At 58.7% G+C, this 15,268-nt stretch carries 15 protein-coding genes; 7 read left to right on the top strand and 8 right to left on the bottom strand.

Annotated features, from left to right (window positions below; all coding sequences use genetic code 11):
* Window positions 1–2 precede the first annotated feature (2 nt).
* The 4 genes from NSJP_RS04885 to NSJP_RS04900 all read right to left on the bottom strand — a co-directional run bounded on the left by NSJP_RS04885 (window position 3) and on the right by NSJP_RS04900 (window position 4,048).
* Window positions 3–935 (bottom strand): universal stress protein, encoded by a 933-nt coding sequence (locus NSJP_RS04885; protein ID WP_080885807.1) that lies wholly within the window; start codon window positions 933–935, stop codon window positions 3–5.
* A 59-nt stretch (window positions 936–994) separates the two neighbouring features.
* Window positions 995–1,414 carry a cupredoxin domain-containing protein gene (locus tag NSJP_RS04890; protein WP_155969885.1) on the bottom strand — a complete coding sequence of 140 codons (420 nt, stop codon included), beginning with the start codon at window positions 1,412–1,414 and terminating at the stop codon, window positions 995–997.
* A gap of 926 nt (window positions 1,415–2,340) precedes the next feature.
* A complete protein-coding gene (locus tag NSJP_RS04895; RefSeq protein ID WP_080885808.1) occupies window positions 2,341–2,973 on the bottom strand; it encodes an adenylyl-sulfate kinase in 633 nt (210 codons plus the stop codon).
* Window positions 2,957–4,048: a phosphotransferase family protein gene (locus NSJP_RS04900; RefSeq protein ID WP_155969887.1), complete on the bottom strand. Its 1,092-nt coding sequence runs from the start codon at window positions 4,046–4,048 to the stop codon at window positions 2,957–2,959. Before NSJP_RS04900 ends, NSJP_RS04895 begins: the two co-directional genes overlap by 17 nt.
* Before the next feature lie 663 nt (window positions 4,049–4,711).
* On the opposite strand from NSJP_RS04900, the gene NSJP_RS20035 reads away from it, so the two are divergent.
* The 4 genes from NSJP_RS20035 to NSJP_RS04915 all read left to right on the top strand — a co-directional run bounded on the left by NSJP_RS20035 (window position 4,712) and on the right by NSJP_RS04915 (window position 7,093).
* Window positions 4,712–4,852 (top strand): cold-shock protein, encoded by a 141-nt coding sequence (locus tag NSJP_RS20035; RefSeq protein ID WP_080885809.1) that lies wholly within the window; start codon window positions 4,712–4,714, stop codon window positions 4,850–4,852.
* 40 nt (window positions 4,853–4,892) lie between these two features.
* On the top strand, window positions 4,893–5,051 hold the full coding sequence (locus tag NSJP_RS20040) for an FmdB family zinc ribbon protein (RefSeq protein ID WP_407938648.1): 159 nt from the start codon (window positions 4,893–4,895) through the stop codon (window positions 5,049–5,051).
* Window positions 5,052–5,121: 70 nt separating this feature from the next.
* Window positions 5,122–5,418: a c-type cytochrome gene (locus tag NSJP_RS04910; RefSeq protein WP_231989530.1), complete on the top strand. Its 297-nt coding sequence runs from the start codon at window positions 5,122–5,124 to the stop codon at window positions 5,416–5,418.
* Between the two features lie 235 nt (window positions 5,419–5,653).
* Window positions 5,654–7,093 carry a pentapeptide repeat-containing protein gene (locus NSJP_RS04915; RefSeq protein WP_080885811.1) on the top strand — a complete coding sequence of 480 codons (1,440 nt, stop codon included), beginning with the start codon at window positions 5,654–5,656 and terminating at the stop codon, window positions 7,091–7,093.
* A gap of 276 nt (window positions 7,094–7,369) precedes the next feature.
* Here the strand turns inward: NSJP_RS04915 and NSJP_RS04920 are convergent, their stop codons facing one another.
* From NSJP_RS04920 to NSJP_RS04940, 4 genes are all read right to left on the bottom strand, one after another.
* Window positions 7,370–7,882 (bottom strand): hypothetical protein, encoded by a 513-nt coding sequence (locus NSJP_RS04920; RefSeq protein ID WP_080885812.1) that lies wholly within the window; start codon window positions 7,880–7,882, stop codon window positions 7,370–7,372.
* A 1,197-nt stretch (window positions 7,883–9,079) separates the two neighbouring features.
* On the bottom strand, window positions 9,080–9,376 hold the full coding sequence (locus tag NSJP_RS04930) for a hypothetical protein (RefSeq protein ID WP_080885814.1): 297 nt from the start codon (window positions 9,374–9,376) through the stop codon (window positions 9,080–9,082).
* A gap of 213 nt (window positions 9,377–9,589) precedes the next feature.
* On the bottom strand, window positions 9,590–10,228 hold the full coding sequence (locus tag NSJP_RS04935; protein ID WP_080885815.1) for a response regulator: 639 nt from the start codon (window positions 10,226–10,228) through the stop codon (window positions 9,590–9,592).
* Window positions 10,221–11,942 carry a PAS domain-containing sensor histidine kinase gene (locus tag NSJP_RS04940; RefSeq protein ID WP_172834169.1) on the bottom strand — a complete coding sequence of 574 codons (1,722 nt, stop codon included), beginning with the start codon at window positions 11,940–11,942 and terminating at the stop codon, window positions 10,221–10,223. Before NSJP_RS04940 ends, NSJP_RS04935 begins: the two co-directional genes overlap by 8 nt.
* Window positions 11,943–12,674: 732 nt before the next feature.
* Here NSJP_RS04940 and NSJP_RS04950 point away from each other — a divergent pair.
* From NSJP_RS04950 to NSJP_RS04960, 3 genes are all read left to right on the top strand, one after another.
* The gene (locus NSJP_RS04950; protein ID WP_080885818.1) at window positions 12,675–13,619 is read left to right on the top strand and encodes a glutathione S-transferase family protein; all 945 of its coding nucleotides are present in this window, start codon (window positions 12,675–12,677) and stop codon (window positions 13,617–13,619) included.
* 240 nt (window positions 13,620–13,859) lie between these two features.
* On the top strand, window positions 13,860–14,417 hold the full coding sequence (locus NSJP_RS04955) for a response regulator (protein ID WP_172834170.1): 558 nt from the start codon (window positions 13,860–13,862) through the stop codon (window positions 14,415–14,417).
* 161 nt (window positions 14,418–14,578) lie between these two features.
* Window positions 14,579–15,247, top strand: coding sequence for a phosphoribosyltransferase (locus NSJP_RS04960; protein ID WP_080885820.1), 669 nt, complete (start codon window positions 14,579–14,581; stop codon window positions 15,245–15,247).
* Window positions 15,248–15,268 lie beyond the last annotated feature (21 nt).

Below are 15,268 nucleotides of genomic sequence, written 5' to 3' on the forward strand. Positions count from 1 at the left end.
GCTTATCGGCTTAAACTCTGCCGAACCGAAACAGGAATCAATCGGCGATGGTCGGGATGGAACTTCGGGCTACGGATTGCCAAAATCGGACAATCGGCCTGGCGCAGGACCGCTTCGGCCACGCTTCCGTTCAAGAGGTGAGAGATCCCGCGTCGCCCGTGCGTTCCCATGACGATCAGGTCGCTCGACCATTGACGCGATTCCTCTAGGATAGCGTTACGAGGGATCCCCCCTCGAATCACGCTTGTTGTCGAGATTCCCGCGGCAACAAGCGCTGTGGCCAGTTCCTCAAGTTGCCGAAGCCTGCGTTCCCGCACCCGAGCCAGATCTGTCGCATCGCCGAGTGTAAAATCGAGTCCGTAGGACACCGGCTCCATGACGTGCAGGAGTCTGATAGCGGATCCCGACTCGTTTGCCATCTGCGCCGCGTACTCCGCTGCGTCCAGCGAACAGTCAAAAAAATCGATCGGGACGAGAATACGCTTGAGTGCCATCTCAGTTCCGCCGGTCGATCGTACCGCCAGTACGGGACATGGTGCCCGGGAGATGACACGTTCCGCTGTGCTACCCAACAGCACGTGCGCCAAGCCGCTTCGCCCGCTGGTTCCGAGCACGATGAAGTCTACGGCTTCCGTCAGCGCCGCGGCTACGATCGCTTCACTTGGCGGTCCCGTTTCGATTCTGGTCGAGGCCGAGATGCCTCGGTTGGCGATTCGTTGCTTGGCCTCGGTCAAGAGGACCGAGGCCTCCTGCATGCGTTCGGTGAGGTACTGATGGTTAACGGGATAGGCCGGATCCATTCCAGCTGCAAATTCCAGCACGCTGATGACGGTGAGACGGGCGTGCTTGCGGGCTGCGAAGAAACAAGCGTACTCTTCCGCGCGTTGCGCGGGGGACGAAAAATCTGTTGCCAGGAGCACGTGATCCAATTTCATGGCGGACGTGAGAGGACCTAAGACGGAAGAAATTGGCGGGCTTGCGCACGCCCGTTCCGTCAGACGGCCTCTGCGCTCAAGAGAAGCAACTCGCCTTTCATGTTCGGATGAATCGAACAACGAAACGTATAGCGTCCCGGTCGTTCCATATTAAAGCGAATGGTCGCATCCCGTTTGGGATCGAGCATCACGCCTTCAACTCCCCGTCCGTAGACAATGATGCCGTCCTTCTCGACCCTCGTGGGCAAGCCCTCGAACATGGAAGATCCGAAATCGTGCCGCTCGCTATCTTCATTGCGGACATAAATGACGGTCGGAAGACCTAGGCGAAGGGGCGCTTCCTTGCTTACGAGAAACGTAAAGTCTCGGATCGTCACCTCAACGGTCTGTTCAGCCTGAGATCCGACTGGCACGCCTGTGGCCAGCCAGCAGAACCCCGACAATGCGGCGACTATCATCCAACTGCGTGCAGTGATCATGAATACCTCCCTGTTGAATGCCCGACTCCTAGACCAACCGTGGGCCGGTCGGAATGCTCGATTGACCGCAAGGCTCCGAACCACATACTACGTCTCAATTGTAGTCAGGCCTGCTTCTTTGCGCCGACTCTAGCAGCTGTTCGAGCCCGAGTCGAGACGGCGTTCTCCAGGTGACATGATCATGGCCATGATCGGACAATCTCGCATGACCGAATAGGGAATATCCTCACTCCAACAGGAACAGCAAGGGCAATGCCACAGAATTTCCGCTCGATGGGGAGGTCTCTGAAAAAGAGATGTGTAAGATTCGCGCATTCAGCGCGGGCAGATATGGCAAATCTCGCTAAGGAGTGAGGGCACTGGAACGCGGCAACGTGGAGCCCTGCTACAATCGGCTGGACCGTCTGTAGCAGAAGGCGACAGCATCAAAACGGCCACGTTCATGGTATTGAAAGTAGGCCCGGTTCACACCGGTTTTGAGGGAACCTGTGTCGCAATGCGATGGTATCCGAATTGCTCGTGGAATCGGGGAGGACATTCTGTGAGGGGACGTGATGTCGAGATCAGGTAAGCGATGGTTGCTGTTGGGGGCAATTGCAGTGGGCATCGCAGTGGTGGTCTACCTGCTGCTCCTCTGTCCTACGGAATGTCATTGAGTTGCTCCGGCGGATGGTCTGATCTGCCTAAGCCCTATCTACGACAAGTTAAGGCCTCTACGCATTTGATCGCCGGTAATTGCAACGCAGCAGTCGTCGTGCTGAGTCGAGTGGTTGCCAGACTGAGGGCTTGCCGAAAGAGAATGGTCATCTTATCGGGCGCGGCTGTTCGAAGGCGCGGGACGCTCAAGCAGGTCGGCGGCGAGCCGCTGGCCTGGTACCAGGGTATCGTTTTGGCCGGTCGCAAGGAGGTCATGCGGGTTGGTGCTCTCAGTTTTCCTCCTGGGTGAACAATCTCGTCCGAACCAGGGCGATGATCCGTCGGGCGGCTTCCGCCGGAGTGACGGTGGTGGTGTCGATTCGCAACTCAGGATCGGTTGGCGGTTCATAGGGTACCTGTAAGCCGGGCACGGTCGATGTATCCCCATGCTGGCCGCGATGGTAGGTGCCCTTGTAATCCCGCTGCATGCACACTTCCAGCGGGCACTCCACGGACACTTCTATGAGACGAGGAATGAGTGTTCGAGCCAGATTCCGATACATCCGCCTCGTGGCTGTGGCATCGAACACCACGGTGATACCGTGCGCGACGAGACGCGCGCCGAGGAAAGCCAAGGCACGGTAGAACAGATCTCGCTCCGTCTCCGAATAGGTTGGGGCGGGCGTGAGGATGTGACGTACTTCGTCTGATTCAAGCACCTCCACCGTCAAGTCCAACGCTTCGAGCTCTGGCCGCAACAGAGAGACGATCGTGCTTTTCCCCGACGCCGGAAGTCCGGTGAGCCAGATGGCGAAAGGGAGGACACGATGCGTTGTTGGTGAAGTGGGATCAGGATTCAACCGTCGCCTCGCCGTGAGTTTCTCGTCGATGTACCCTCGAACACCGTCATCGGCAATACTCATTGACCCGGTCGGGCTCAAATCGCGTCGCTCCGAGAACGTTAGTAATGAAATGAAAGATGCTCCGGCGGACCGCAATCGTCAGATTTGGATACCAGACCGGACTGGCCACGACGAGGCCGCGAAAGGCGAAAAACGGCGCGGCAACGCTCATGACATCTTGATCGCCGCTAGTCTTGAGGTAGGCGTCCCAAAACCCTCGGAACAGGATTTCGAACGGTCCTTGGAGTCTCCCATACCGAATCAATGAGCTCAGCAGGTAGTTCATCGTCATTGCGGTCACGTCGTCGGCCGGCTCACCCCATTCACCGCGAGACCGATCCAGCACCGAGAAGTCAGTTCTGGTTCGGAACAACACGTTATAAGGGTGGAAATCTCCGTGCACTTGTGAGAGCCGATGCGTCTTGCCGCGGAGTCGCCATCGCCAGCGATTGCAGGAGTCCTCGATCTCGCGGAGCAACTCTTCCGTAATGAACCCCAGACGTTTGGGATAGCTGTCGGTCAGTCCCATGATGCATTCGCCGTGGCCGATGAGCTCTCGTAGCCGGCGTCTGTAGAGATCAGGGTCTCGGCGTTTCTGTGTGTGGATTCGTGCCAAATAGCGGGCCAACGCCAACATCCGTTGCCGGTCCAGCGGGCGCAATCCGTACCCCTTCGCAAGGCGCTCGAGATCCGTCTGATAGCCGGTTCCTTCCACCCATTCGTTCAACACGAAAAATTCGCGTGCCCGTGAAACCGAAAACAGTTCCTGGCCCGCCGTGAAGGCGCCTACATCGAGCGCCTTCACATGACGCGGCAACCGGCCGTATGACTCGTAATCCCATAGGATGGCTTGGGCGCGATCCGCCATGTGCTCATGGCCGAAGGGACCGGGGGTCAGGGTCGAGATCACGGCGGATCTGACCGTTTCCCCAGTCCGAAATCTGATCCTCACCGGGGATCCATAGCCGTACCGTTTGTCCTTCCCCTGAACGCTTTCCTGGCCGATTGGCCCATAGGACAGGAGAATGGTCTTCGGTCCAAAGCAATTTCGAAGGTAACTGACAAGGTTATGCGTCTTGAGTCGTGGCATCATCATAATCTTACGCAAGGCCTGTTCCAGAGGATTTCCGTCGCTGCCTTCCCTTCCATATCCTCGGTTGTCCCATTCGGCTTCAATGGCTGGAAATCACGCTGAGGAATAATGCGACAGGGAATCAAAGCGAGGAGCCGGCCAAGATCGAAACGGCAGAAATATCAACCGCTGGCCGTAATCGGTCGTCTCAAGAGTTCCCTTCGCAGAGGCATATCCTTTGCTCAGCTCTTCTGCGTGGGATATATTTCTTGAGGAGACATCATGAACTTGGAAGTGGAAAGCCGTCATGTCGAAATGACCCCGCGCTGGAAGCAGGAGATCGAAGAACGGATAGCCGCTCTACAACGGGGCACGACGATTTGGTCCATGGGCGTGTGACATTGACGAAGATTCCCCATCACAAGAAGTCTACGAACGTCGCCGAAGCGCTCGTGGTCATATCGCTGCCAGGACGGCATACGATCAGCGCGCGCAAGGATAACAAGACCTTCGAGGAAGCGATCCGCAAGGCCTTCGAGGCCGTCGGCATCGAACTCCGGAAGTTCTGCGACAAGCGGGCGAGGAAGGGAGTTCGTTCTGCTCCGCTCCCTCCGCTTCGAGGAGTTGTCTGCAAACTGTTTCCCTTAGAGGACTACGGTTTCATACTTCAAGAGGGGGGGTGGCGAAGTGTATTTCCATCGAAATGCGCTGCAAGGGCTGTCGTTTCAGGACTTGGATGACGGAAGCGAAGTGCTCTTCAACGTGGAGAAAGGCCGGAAGGGTCCACAGGCAACCGCCGTGCATCCCATGCCTGCAATGCCCCGATAAGGAAACACGTTCGACATTCGGCCGGAGGTGGACGGTGTCGATGTATGACTATAAATGCCTCGACTGTGGAAAGGAATCTCTGGTGGTCCTCACCTTGAAGGAACACGAGCACGAGAAGGTGGTTTGCCCATCGTGCAGGAGCACGAACATGAAACAGTTATACACGTCGTTTATCGCCCACACGACAAAGAAGAGTTGAGGCATCCTTGCCCAGATGGTTGTGGGGAAGCTGTGCGGTCCTCTTGATTCTCGCCACTCCTTTGGCCCTCGTGGCTCAGGACTATCCTCCCGACGTCACGCGAGGAAAGGAGGTATACGGGCGACATTGCCAGAGGTGTCATGGACCTAGTGGATGGGGAGACGGGCCTGAGGCCGCCTCGCTGAGGATGAAGCCGGCCGATTTTCACCGTTTCGGCTCCTACCTCAAGTCGGACGAAGATCTACTCAGAACGGTCGAACACGGCATTGTGTTCAGTCCGATGCACGCGTGGCGCGGGCAACTCACTGATGGTGAAATGCAGGACGTGGTCGCCTATATTCGCGTGCTGTCTCAGCAGGCACGATGACGCTCATGCGTTCCTGGGACACAGGAGACCTGGTTTCTCGATGGCAGTTCTCGGTACCGACGACGCGATTCTTCCTACGTTGCGGCTCTGCCTTGGGCGATTCCAGTACCTCCGGCTTAAGTCTTGCTGACGCGCCGATGGGCATCCGCCCGTACTTGTTCTTTTATTTCCTCCGCCCTCCCGATCTTGCCGCCCGGGTGGACCTACAGACTTCCTCAACCAAAGGAGCACGGTAATGAGCACATTCTCGAGCGTCCTTCGCGCGACGCGTTGCCTCTTGTCGTCCAGCACGGCGGGAGCTGTCCTCATCGCTATGGGCGTCGCATTCGAGGAACCGGCCTCTGCGGGGACCTTGCCTATGCCGTCCTGCTCGAGCTCGTATAAGAAGCAGGTGGTGCCCGCCAAGCAACTCCGCGCGATTGTCCGGTCGCATGGTCAGTGGCTGGAGGAGCGCCACCATCCTGGCCACCGGAAGGCCGATTTATGCCAAGCGGACCTGCGTCAGGCCTCCCTTGCCCAGGCCAATTTGGAGCGGGCCAATCTGGAAGGCGCAATCCTTCGACAGGCTGACCTGTCACAGAGCACGCTGGTCCAGGCCAGATTGGCCGAGACTGATCTCACGAAGGCGCATCTGGAGATGGCCAATCTGTCCGGCGCCGACCTGCGACGAGCCCGAATGTCCGGCGCGGATCTCACTCAAGTGGTCGGAGATGAGGCGGCTTTTCTGGGAGCCGTCTTGATCGAAGCCCGTCTGCGGGAAGCCGCCTTGGAGCGGGCCCATTTTGAAGGAGCGAACTTGACCTCCGCCGATCTCACCGGCGCCGATCTTGTGGATAGTCACTTTTATGGAGCGCTCCTGCATCGCGCGATTCTTTCGGGCGCCGATTTGCTGGAAGCGGATCTCCGTCGCACCGATCTGAGCAAGGCCCATATGAAGGGCACGAATCTGCAGAGTGCACTCTTCGACGGAGCGATCCTGCGCGGGACGCAGTTGGTTGACGCAGACCTGGAGGGGGCATACTTTGACGACGCAGACTTGACGGAAGCGAACTTGCAGGATGCGTTACTGAGGGGAGCCGATTTCCGGTTTTCGAACTTGCATGCGGCCAACTTTTACCGTGCCGATCTTGAAGGGGCCAACTTGGAAGGGGCACGACTCACCGGCGCCAATTTTCGCGCCGCCAATCTCAAAATGGCGATCATTTACCTTGCGACGGCGGACGGTGCCGATTTTCGAAATGCCCGGATGGACCGCGCGATTCTGATCGGCACCACCGGGACGGGAGCCACATTCGTCGCCGCCGAGCTGAGTGAGGCCTATGCTCCCAAGGTGTCCTTGCGAAATGCCCTGTTCAACGACGCGACTTTGGAATCCGCCTACCTGGTGTCTGCTGATCTACGGGGAGCCGAGTTCAACCGCGCGAAGCTCGCGCACGCCAACTTGCAGGAGGCTGATCTCCGCGGCGCGTCCTTTTCGAGAGCGGACTTGACCGGCACCCGGCTCGAGGGCGCGAATCTACGCGATGCGGACTTGCGCGGAGCCGACCTCAAGTCCGCGATCGGCCTCACTCAGGCCCAGCTTGAGTCCGCCTGCACAGACTCCAGCACCGTACTCCCGGGCGATCTGAATCGGCCGGGACCCTGCCGATTTCCTAGCAAGAAGGGGAGGTCATGAAGCGCGGTCCGGTTCTGTTCGGCCGACGGACTTGGGCGGACCACATCATGTAACGTCAGGTCCAGCGTATGTCGCTGCTCGGCGTGAAAGGTACTGATGCTGTGGCTCCGGACCCTTCGACGATGGGCGAGGCAATGATGTTCCCCTTGGTACCGAGCCCTACGGACTTCGGCGATCTTCCCATCACCTCCCGGACCGTCAATGATTGAAAATCGATCGACCGCGCTCGCCATGTGTTAGTCTTATTTTCATCCGCGATTCTCGGGTTGTAACGGCTCACTCTTCCGGAGTGTGGATACTGATGCCATGATCGTGGGGCCAACGCAGGTGAATGACCCGCTGCTTGCCGGGCTCGACTTTTACTTTCTTGAACCGTTGCAAATCGTTGCCGTAGCTCGCGGTGACCTCGTACAGCCCCGGAGACAAGTCCACGAACAACCATGGTCCTTCCACATGCTCTCGCGGGATGACGATCGGCTTGCCTCCGCGCGCAGGGGTGATCGTGACCGCGACGCCGGAAAGAAAGGGTTTCCCTCCCGCCGTGAAGATCAGTTTTAAGGAAAACCCCGGATAGGACGCGGACCGTTCCTCAAGTCCAATGCCTGCGCTGAAATAGCGGATGCCGCCGGTCCGATACAGGGGGAGGCGCTCCGGTTCCGAGCGACCGTCATGTTCGAACTCAAGAAAGTCGCCGGACGGCACTATCTTGGCCACGGGCGTTCCTTCGGCGAGAACCAGCGAAGCTCCCAGAAGAAGCCCCCACAAGACCAACAATCCGCGCGTCGCCATAGCCAACCTCCTTGTACGTCTCTCGGTCTTCCGGGCATCAATAGAGCGCCATCATCCGCAGAAAGGACTGCTGCGAAAGGCGAGGAGAGGGCGATGGGATTATCCTCAAGCGGCCCGGTGGTATTCAAGTCTGGGGGGAGTCACCGCTGTGGCTGCGCGCCGCGTCGGGTCTTTTCTCTCACTCGGATGTGTGCAGGGGTCTGGGTGTAGTCCACCTTCAGGGACATGCATACGCACATTCTCCGCCGTGCAGAGCCAGGGCCGTCGCCGAGTTCATCCGGTTGGATTCGGCGTCATAATCCGCTTGCGGAAGAACATGGCGGAGGGGAATCGAAAGATCGACCGGTCGGCGCTCCGACTGAACAAGGGGGGCGGGCGGAAATACATTCGGAGCTGTGTGCTGGTTTGGGCGCGTTTGATTGTTCGGGCCAATAAAGCCCGACGGCCGTTCGCCTGTTTGGGGCTCGAGCTCGATCGGTGTCGTCCAAGTCCTGAAGGTATGTGTTTTTCCGCTGAGAGGAGGAATCCCGATTTTGACGGTTGGAATGCGGGATGTTGTCTTCATCGTTCGCCGGCCTGTTGTCGCCGCGCTATTCGCCGTGATGGTGGTTCGAGAGCCCTGTCCCACAGCCGCATCGGGTGTGACGATCGCCTGATCCCGTATTCCGGCACGGGTGCTCAGGCCAGCCGACAGAGTCGGCGGTAGCCCGCATGCTGGAGCCGTTGGGAAATATTTGAGGGCATCCTGTAATGACACGATCGGCGGGAGATTCCATAGACGCAAGCTGCTCCGAGCGGGAAATGCAAGAGTTGGCCATGACCCAGTGAACTCTGCGGTCAGACAATCGGACGCCGTTGCCACGTCCTCCTGGGTTGTCGAGAATTCCAGCGTCGTCAGAACAAGGATCGCCAGGATCAATGGATGATGGTCGTGTTCCCGTCCTATCCGCCATAAGGAAAGAGGCGTCATAGAATCCTCCTCTCTTGATGTTCCCTGGCAATAGACACGGAATCGTCATGACGGTCGTTCGGACAACGGCCACATTCGATACCGGATATGGAGCGATTGGGACGTAGGAGGTCTCCTACCTCTCCGCTGAGCAGAGAAACGGCGCTCAAGCCAGCGTCACGCGGCTCGAGCGTCTCGGACGATGGCGAGTCTCTGGGGAAGGGGCGGACTGTCGTGCTCGCGGAAGCCTAGGCGCGGATTTCTGCCCGGTATGCCTCCGCTTTCGATGTCAGGCGGGCAGCCGGTTCCTTCTGGCCCTGCGGTGTGGCGAGTTGATCTTCGCAGGGCATGAGCCGCAGATGGTAGCTCAGTCCGAACCGGGAGAGTGCGATCACGTTCGTTCTGCTGAGACGGTCGACGGCGAGAAACAATTGTCCCCAGGTGAAATCCGGCCGTCCGACGATCAGATCCTCCATTGCGAGGACCTCATAGCGCTGTAGCATGTTCAGGATCGCCTCTTCCGCTTCCATCGCCTTTGTGCTCATGATCGTGCTCCTTTCGGGGTGTCGACTCGTTGCCGCACGGTACGATGTAAGCCATGCCTTCGCCGGAACGAATCGGAATAGATCCTCAATCCCTGTAGGAATTCTCCTCGAAGGCCTGTGGGAATGCTCTTCATGAACCGAAAGCCGATCGGTCGGGTTGGTCGAACCATGCAGGGCGGCGGACTGAGCGGGGGGAACGCCGGAATCGCGCGATCAGGTCAGGAGATGGTGTTCGACTGCGTAGCGTGCCAAGTCCACGTTGTTGCTCAGATGAAGCTTCTCCAGGACACGGGAACGGTACGTACTGATCGTCTTGATGCTGAGGGCCAACTGCTCGGAAATCTCGGTGATGGTTTGTCCTGCAGCGATCATTCTGAACACTTCGTATTCTCGATCGGACAGCGAATCATGGAGCGGCTGTTCGGTATCGCCGTGTCGGTCCACATAGGCGGCAAGCAGTTCGGCAGCCTTCGGCGTGATGTATTTCCCTCCCTTCCATAGGATTCTGACCGCCCGGACGAACTCCTGCGGCACGCTTTCCTTTGTCAGGTATCCGGCCCCTCCGGCTCGGAGCACACGCACGGCAAATTGATCTTCCGGATGCATGCTCAGCACGAGAATGGGAAGGTTCGGACACAGCCGTTTCAGCTCATGCAACGCCTCCAGGCCTCCTCTTCCGGGCATCGTGAGATCCAAGACCACGATGTCCCATCGCAGTTTCTGAACCTGTTCGAGCAGCTCGGGTACATTGGCCACTTCGCCGATCACCGCGCCGGGGAATTCATCCCTGAGGATTTGCATGAGGCCGCGACGGAGATACGGATGGTCGTCTGCAAGGAGAATGTTAATCATCGCCGCTCCGGTGCAGTGGTATCCGGACGATGACCGTGGTGCCGGCTCCCGGTTTTCCGCGGATCGTCAGCTCTCCGCCTTGCTGCTGGGCCCGAAGTCGCATCCCCAACATGCCGAATGCACGAGGCCCGGTCATGGCACCTTCCGGAATGCCTCGTCCGTCGTCCGTCACCTGCAATGATACGTGGTCGTCGGACTCTTCCAGCCTGATGCGCACGGTGGTGGCTTGGGCGTGCCGCGCCACGTTCGTCAGGACCTCTTGGAAGATGCGGAACAAGGCGGTGGATTGTTCGTCGCTGACCAGGATGCGATGTGGTCGCACCACGATGTCGCATGCAATTCCAGTCCGTTCCTGAAATGTTCGGGCCTGCCACTCGATCGCGGCGGCCAGGCCGAGCTGGTCCAGTACTCCTGGCCGTAGTTCTGTCGCGATCTCCCGCACGGATTGAAGCGTCGAGTCGATGAGACCGAGCGCCGAATTCACGCGGGCGTGCAGGGACTCGAACCGGGCCTGTGTTGTCGAATCGCCCAGATGTTTTGCAATCCAGCACAGATCCATTTTGAGCACGGTCAACGCCTGGCCGAGGACATCGTGCACTTCCAGCGCGATTCGGGTCCGCTCCTCTTCCCGAACCGACTGGAGCCGAGTCGCGAGCGCTTCGAGCTGGTTTCGGGAGTCGACGAGCGCCTCTTCCGCCCGCTTTCTCTCCGTGATGTCCATCGAATAACCGATGATGCCGATCGGAGCGTTCGAGCCGTCCTTCTGCAATGTGAGCGACAGATCGGCGAACCGTATGTCCCCATCCTTGGTCAACCGGCGAACCTCGACGCGATGAGTCCCTTTGGCCATCACGGGGGCAAGGACTTCGCGATCGAGATATTCCCGGTCTTCCGCCGGATACACAAAAGAGATATGCCGGCCGAGGGCTTCGGCCGTGGAATGTCCCAGGAGCTTTTCGGCGCCGTGATTCCAGCTCATCACATAGCCGTCCAGATCGATCGTGATGACGGTTTCCTCGACCTGGTTGATAATGTCGGCTTGTCTCCGAATGAGTTCCTCTGCCTTCCGTTGCATGGTGATGTCAGTCCAAAGGCCGACGATCTCCTGGAGGGCGCCGTCCTCGCGGCGAATGAGGACCGCCTCGTCTCGGAACCATCGATATTCCCCGTCGTGCGTTCGCCAACGATACTCCATGGACAGTGTGTTGTCCTGAGGCAAGGTCGTAAAATTCGCCAGGGCGCCTTCCTTGTCGAGCGGATGAAGGCGTGCGGCCCAGAGTGAGGAGTCGTTCAGGAAGTCCCGTGCGGAGAAGCCGGTCAACTCCTCGATGTTTTCGCTCACCCACAGGGCGCCGAAATCTCCCAACGGCTTCGCGGAGTACATGGCGACGGGCAAGGAACGAAGGATCAAATCCTGGTAGGCCTGCTTCACGCGTACGGCATTCTCGACCCGTCTGCGCTTGGCTAGGTCGTAAAAGACCAACGCGCCGCCCCCGACCCCGAGCACCAACGTCAACACGGATCCACCGATCATCAGCGCCATGGTGAATGAGTCCGTCCGGTCCACCTGCTTCGACGACTCGGCCAGGTTCATCTCTTCCTGCTTTCCCACGAGCGCGGTCGCGCTCCGATGGGAGCCGATACCCAATCCGATCAACAGAATCAGGGCGCTTCCGAGACCTGTCGCGATTTTCTTCTCCAGTGTCACGGACATGTTCGACATCCCTCGTGAGATCAAACGCTTGTCACGTCGCCTTGCCTCCGGCTTTACCTGATTCGGGTGCGGCGGAAGAACGTCATGACGAACGCCGCCTTCGAATGTGCCGGTAGCCGAGGCCGATGAGAATGCGGCTCATCGAGCCGTAGATCGGAGAATTCAGAGGGGAGGAGAGCGGGATGCGTGCGACGCGACAGCCAGGAATTGGGACCGAGGATCGTTCTTCCAGTCATGACCGGAATAGGAAGGAGCGATAACATCGACTGAACCGCCATTGATGACGGGAGAATCTTTCGTAGAGTCGTCTGAGGAAACCGCTTCGTCGACGGACAGGGCCTCTTCCCCGTGGGAATCGACGATTTGGGCACTGTGTGTAGGAGTCAGGTCACCGTAGTAGGCGACGTCGACGAGGTAGGGTATTGAAAGGAGCAGGACGGCGAACACAACGAACACCCTCTTGAAAAAGGGGCGTAGTCTTGGCCGCTGTGCTTTCATACGAGGCTGCCGTTGCGGTGGTCCAAGATGGATGGCTTGGAACGGAGCACGTCGAAAGGCCTGTTCACGCTAGCACCATGTCCTTTTCATGTCAACAATGTGCCGATGCCGGAGGCGCGGATGGGAAATGATTGGATCCTCGGATGAGAGACCCTCCGCTGATGCCTGCGGGTCTTTTGATCGTGTTTGTGGTAGAAGACCGGGACCGCTCATTGTGTTGTCACGAGGAGATCCATGGCCGGTCGAGCGCAATTCCCCGACGAACAGTCGGACCAGGGTGAATTCAAGCGTCAGGACGATGCCTTTCGCCAATGGATCACGGCCGACGGAAGCTCCGGATATCCGGCCGCAAGCGGCCGGTATCACCTCTACGTGTCATGGGCTTGTCCCTGGGCTCATCGCACCATAATCGTGCGTCGACTGAAGAAGCTCGAGTCCGTGATCGGCATGACCGTGGTGGATCCGATCCGGGACGAACGCGGATGGGCTTTTCGTGAAGGGCCGGGTCACTCACTCGACAGCCTCAACGGGTTTCATTTCCTGAGCGATGCGTACCGCGCGACGGATTCTCACTACAGGGGCCGCGTCACCGTCCCCGTGCTCTGGGATACCGTCGCGAAACGGATCGTCAGCAATTCGGACGACGATCTGATGCGGATGTTGAATGGGGCCTTCGATGGGTTTGCGGAGAGCCGAATCGATCTCTACCCGCAGCGTCTTCAAAGGGACATCGACGACCTGAACGAATTCATTTATGAAAACGTGAACGACGGCGTGTATCGCGCGGGATTCTCCACGTCGCAGCGGGTTTATGAACAGGCGGTGCGCCGCCTGTTTGACGCGTTGGACCAACTGGATGCCCGGCTGAAAACCAGACGCTATCTGTTTGGAGAGACGTTCGTCGAAACGGACTGGCGCCTGTTCGTCACGCTCATCCGGTTCGATGCCGTCTACCACGGCCACTTCAAATGCAACATCCGACGCATCATCGACTATCCCAACCTGTTTGCGTACCTCAAGGATTTGTATCAGACCGAAGGGATCGCCGACACGGTCAACTTCGATCACATCAAGCGGCACTATTACGTGACCCACGACGACATCAATCCCACGAGGATCGTCCCCCTCGGTCCCATTCAAGATTTGAGCTCGCCGCACCACCGCGAGCGGCTCGTATAACCGGCCCGATAAATCCATAAAAGCTGAATAAACCCCGCCCGAGCATCATTCCCGGAGATATCTGGACAATGCGCTGTATGGCGTGGTGCTGGTTCGTCCGGCCAGATTTTGTGAATGTCCTGCCAATGGTACGCATCCTGCTCTCATATCGTGGTCGCTAGGGTGTTTCCTAGTTCTGAAGGTATCTTCAACGCGCTATGGCTACACAATCGGCCTCAGCATCACCAGGAGGAACATGCCATGGCGGTGTCCATTCGCGACAACGAAACGGTGTCATACTCCGCGCCGAGGTCCATGCAGACGCAGCCATGCCTTCGTTGGCGAGCCTTGGTCGTGGACGGTCATACGGCGATTCGCGAGATGGTGAGGATCATTCTAGAGCCTTACGGCGACCTCATCGAAGTGGTCGCGGAAGCCTCGGACGGCGACGGCGCCATCGACCAAGCGCTCCTTCACAAGGTCGATGTGGTGTTGATGGATGTCAACCTGCTCTCCCCCAATGGCGTGGAAACCACGCGTTATCTGAAGCAGTCGATGCCGCATGTGGTGATACTGGGCCTCTCGGCGGACTATACTCCCCACATCTACAATTCGATGATCGCCGCCGGTGCCGTCGCCTTCGTGCGGAAACAGGATGCGGCGGATATGCTGTTTCGGACCATCGTCTATGCGATGTTCCATTACTGCCGACCGCGCGAGCAGGACCAGGGGTTCGGGAGTACCGCGCCGGGTCGCCTTGGTGACGGGAAGCCGGCGGCCGTTTCTGCTCCTCGGACGTCCCCTCTTCCACAGTTCTGAGCCGCTTCGTCACGCCACATTCGAGCCGTCCGCTCCCGCGGCAGTCGGCCTCGGTCCTTCGCCCGAAACGCGAACGATGACTCTCGCCGCTTTGCCGAAAAGAGCGATGCAGGAGGCAGCCTCTCTCTCACCGATGGTGCGACGGGCGCTCATAATAGACGATGACCAAAATCTTTCGAGATCGTGAGGAGGCCGGATACCGGCTTGGGCAGCGGCTGCTCGCCTATCGGGACAACCCTGACGGGCTTGTCTTTGCGCTGCCTCGCGGCGGGGTGATCGTAGGGTATCAGCTGAGTCTCGCGCTTCATCTTCCTCTCGAAGTCTTTATCGCCTGCAAAGTCGGCTCACCGGAGAATCCTGAATATGCGCTGGGTGCAATCACCGAGATGGGCAACCTTCATATGAATCCCATCTATGCCGGTGACCACCGGCGGCTCACGACGTCGGTCGAGGAGTTGGCGGAGGAAAAACGAGCGGAAATTCTTCGCCGCCGGCAGTTGTATCGGCAGGGGCGCAGCCTCCTGGCGCCGACGGGGCGGCTGGCCATCCTCGTGGACGACGGCATCGCCACTGGAGCGACGTTCCTGGCGGCGGTGGAAGCGCTTCGCGAGCAAGCTCCAAGCAGACTTGTCGCTGCCCTACCGGTCGGTCCGGCGGAAACGGTTGAACAGGTCCGGGGTCTTGTGGATGAATTGGTGGTTCTGGCCTGCCCGGAGCCCTTTTGGTCGGTCGGCACGCACTATGCAGATTTTTCACAGATCAACGACGAAGAAGTCCTGACCTGTCTCGATCTGGCGAACGCCAGGCATGACGGGACGGTTCAAGGTTAGAAGGCCGGAGTGCGGTGCATC

Source organism: Nitrospira japonica (genome assembly GCF_900169565.1).
GTDB lineage: Bacteria > Nitrospirota > Nitrospiria > Nitrospirales > Nitrospiraceae > Nitrospira_C > Nitrospira_C japonica_A.

Bases quoted from the DNA above. Each gene is read 5' to 3' on its own strand.
- NSJP_RS04900 (WP_155969887.1), bottom strand. From the start codon at position 4,048: ATGATGATGCCACGACTCAAGACGCATAACCTTGTCAGTTACCTTCGA.
- NSJP_RS04960 (WP_080885820.1), top strand. From the start codon at position 14,579: ATGACCAAAATCTTTCGAGATCGTGAGGAGGCCGGATACCGGCTTGGG.
- NSJP_RS04920 (WP_080885812.1), bottom strand. From the start codon at position 7,882: ATGGCGACGCGCGGATTGTTGGTCTTGTGGGGGCTTCTTCTGGGAGCT.
- NSJP_RS04955 (WP_172834170.1), top strand. From the start codon at position 13,860: ATGGCGGTGTCCATTCGCGACAACGAAACGGTGTCATACTCCGCGCCG.
- NSJP_RS04950 (WP_080885818.1), top strand. From the start codon at position 12,675: ATGGCCGGTCGAGCGCAATTCCCCGACGAACAGTCGGACCAGGGTGAA.
- NSJP_RS04940 (WP_172834169.1), bottom strand. From the start codon at position 11,942: ATGTCCGTGACACTGGAGAAGAAAATCGCGACAGGTCTCGGAAGCGCC.
- NSJP_RS20040 (WP_407938648.1), top strand. From the start codon at position 4,893: ATGTATGACTATAAATGCCTCGACTGTGGAAAGGAATCTCTGGTGGTC.
- NSJP_RS04890 (WP_155969885.1), bottom strand. From the start codon at position 1,414: ATGATCACTGCACGCAGTTGGATGATAGTCGCCGCATTGTCGGGGTTC.
- NSJP_RS04885 (WP_080885807.1), bottom strand. From the start codon at position 935: ATGAAATTGGATCACGTGCTCCTGGCAACAGATTTTTCGTCCCCCGCG.
- NSJP_RS04895 (WP_080885808.1), bottom strand. From the start codon at position 2,973: ATGAGTATTGCCGATGACGGTGTTCGAGGGTACATCGACGAGAAACTC.
- NSJP_RS04930 (WP_080885814.1), bottom strand. From the start codon at position 9,376: ATGAGCACAAAGGCGATGGAAGCGGAAGAGGCGATCCTGAACATGCTA.
- NSJP_RS04915 (WP_080885811.1), top strand. From the start codon at position 5,654: ATGAGCACATTCTCGAGCGTCCTTCGCGCGACGCGTTGCCTCTTGTCG.
- NSJP_RS04935 (WP_080885815.1), bottom strand. From the start codon at position 10,228: ATGATTAACATTCTCCTTGCAGACGACCATCCGTATCTCCGTCGCGGC.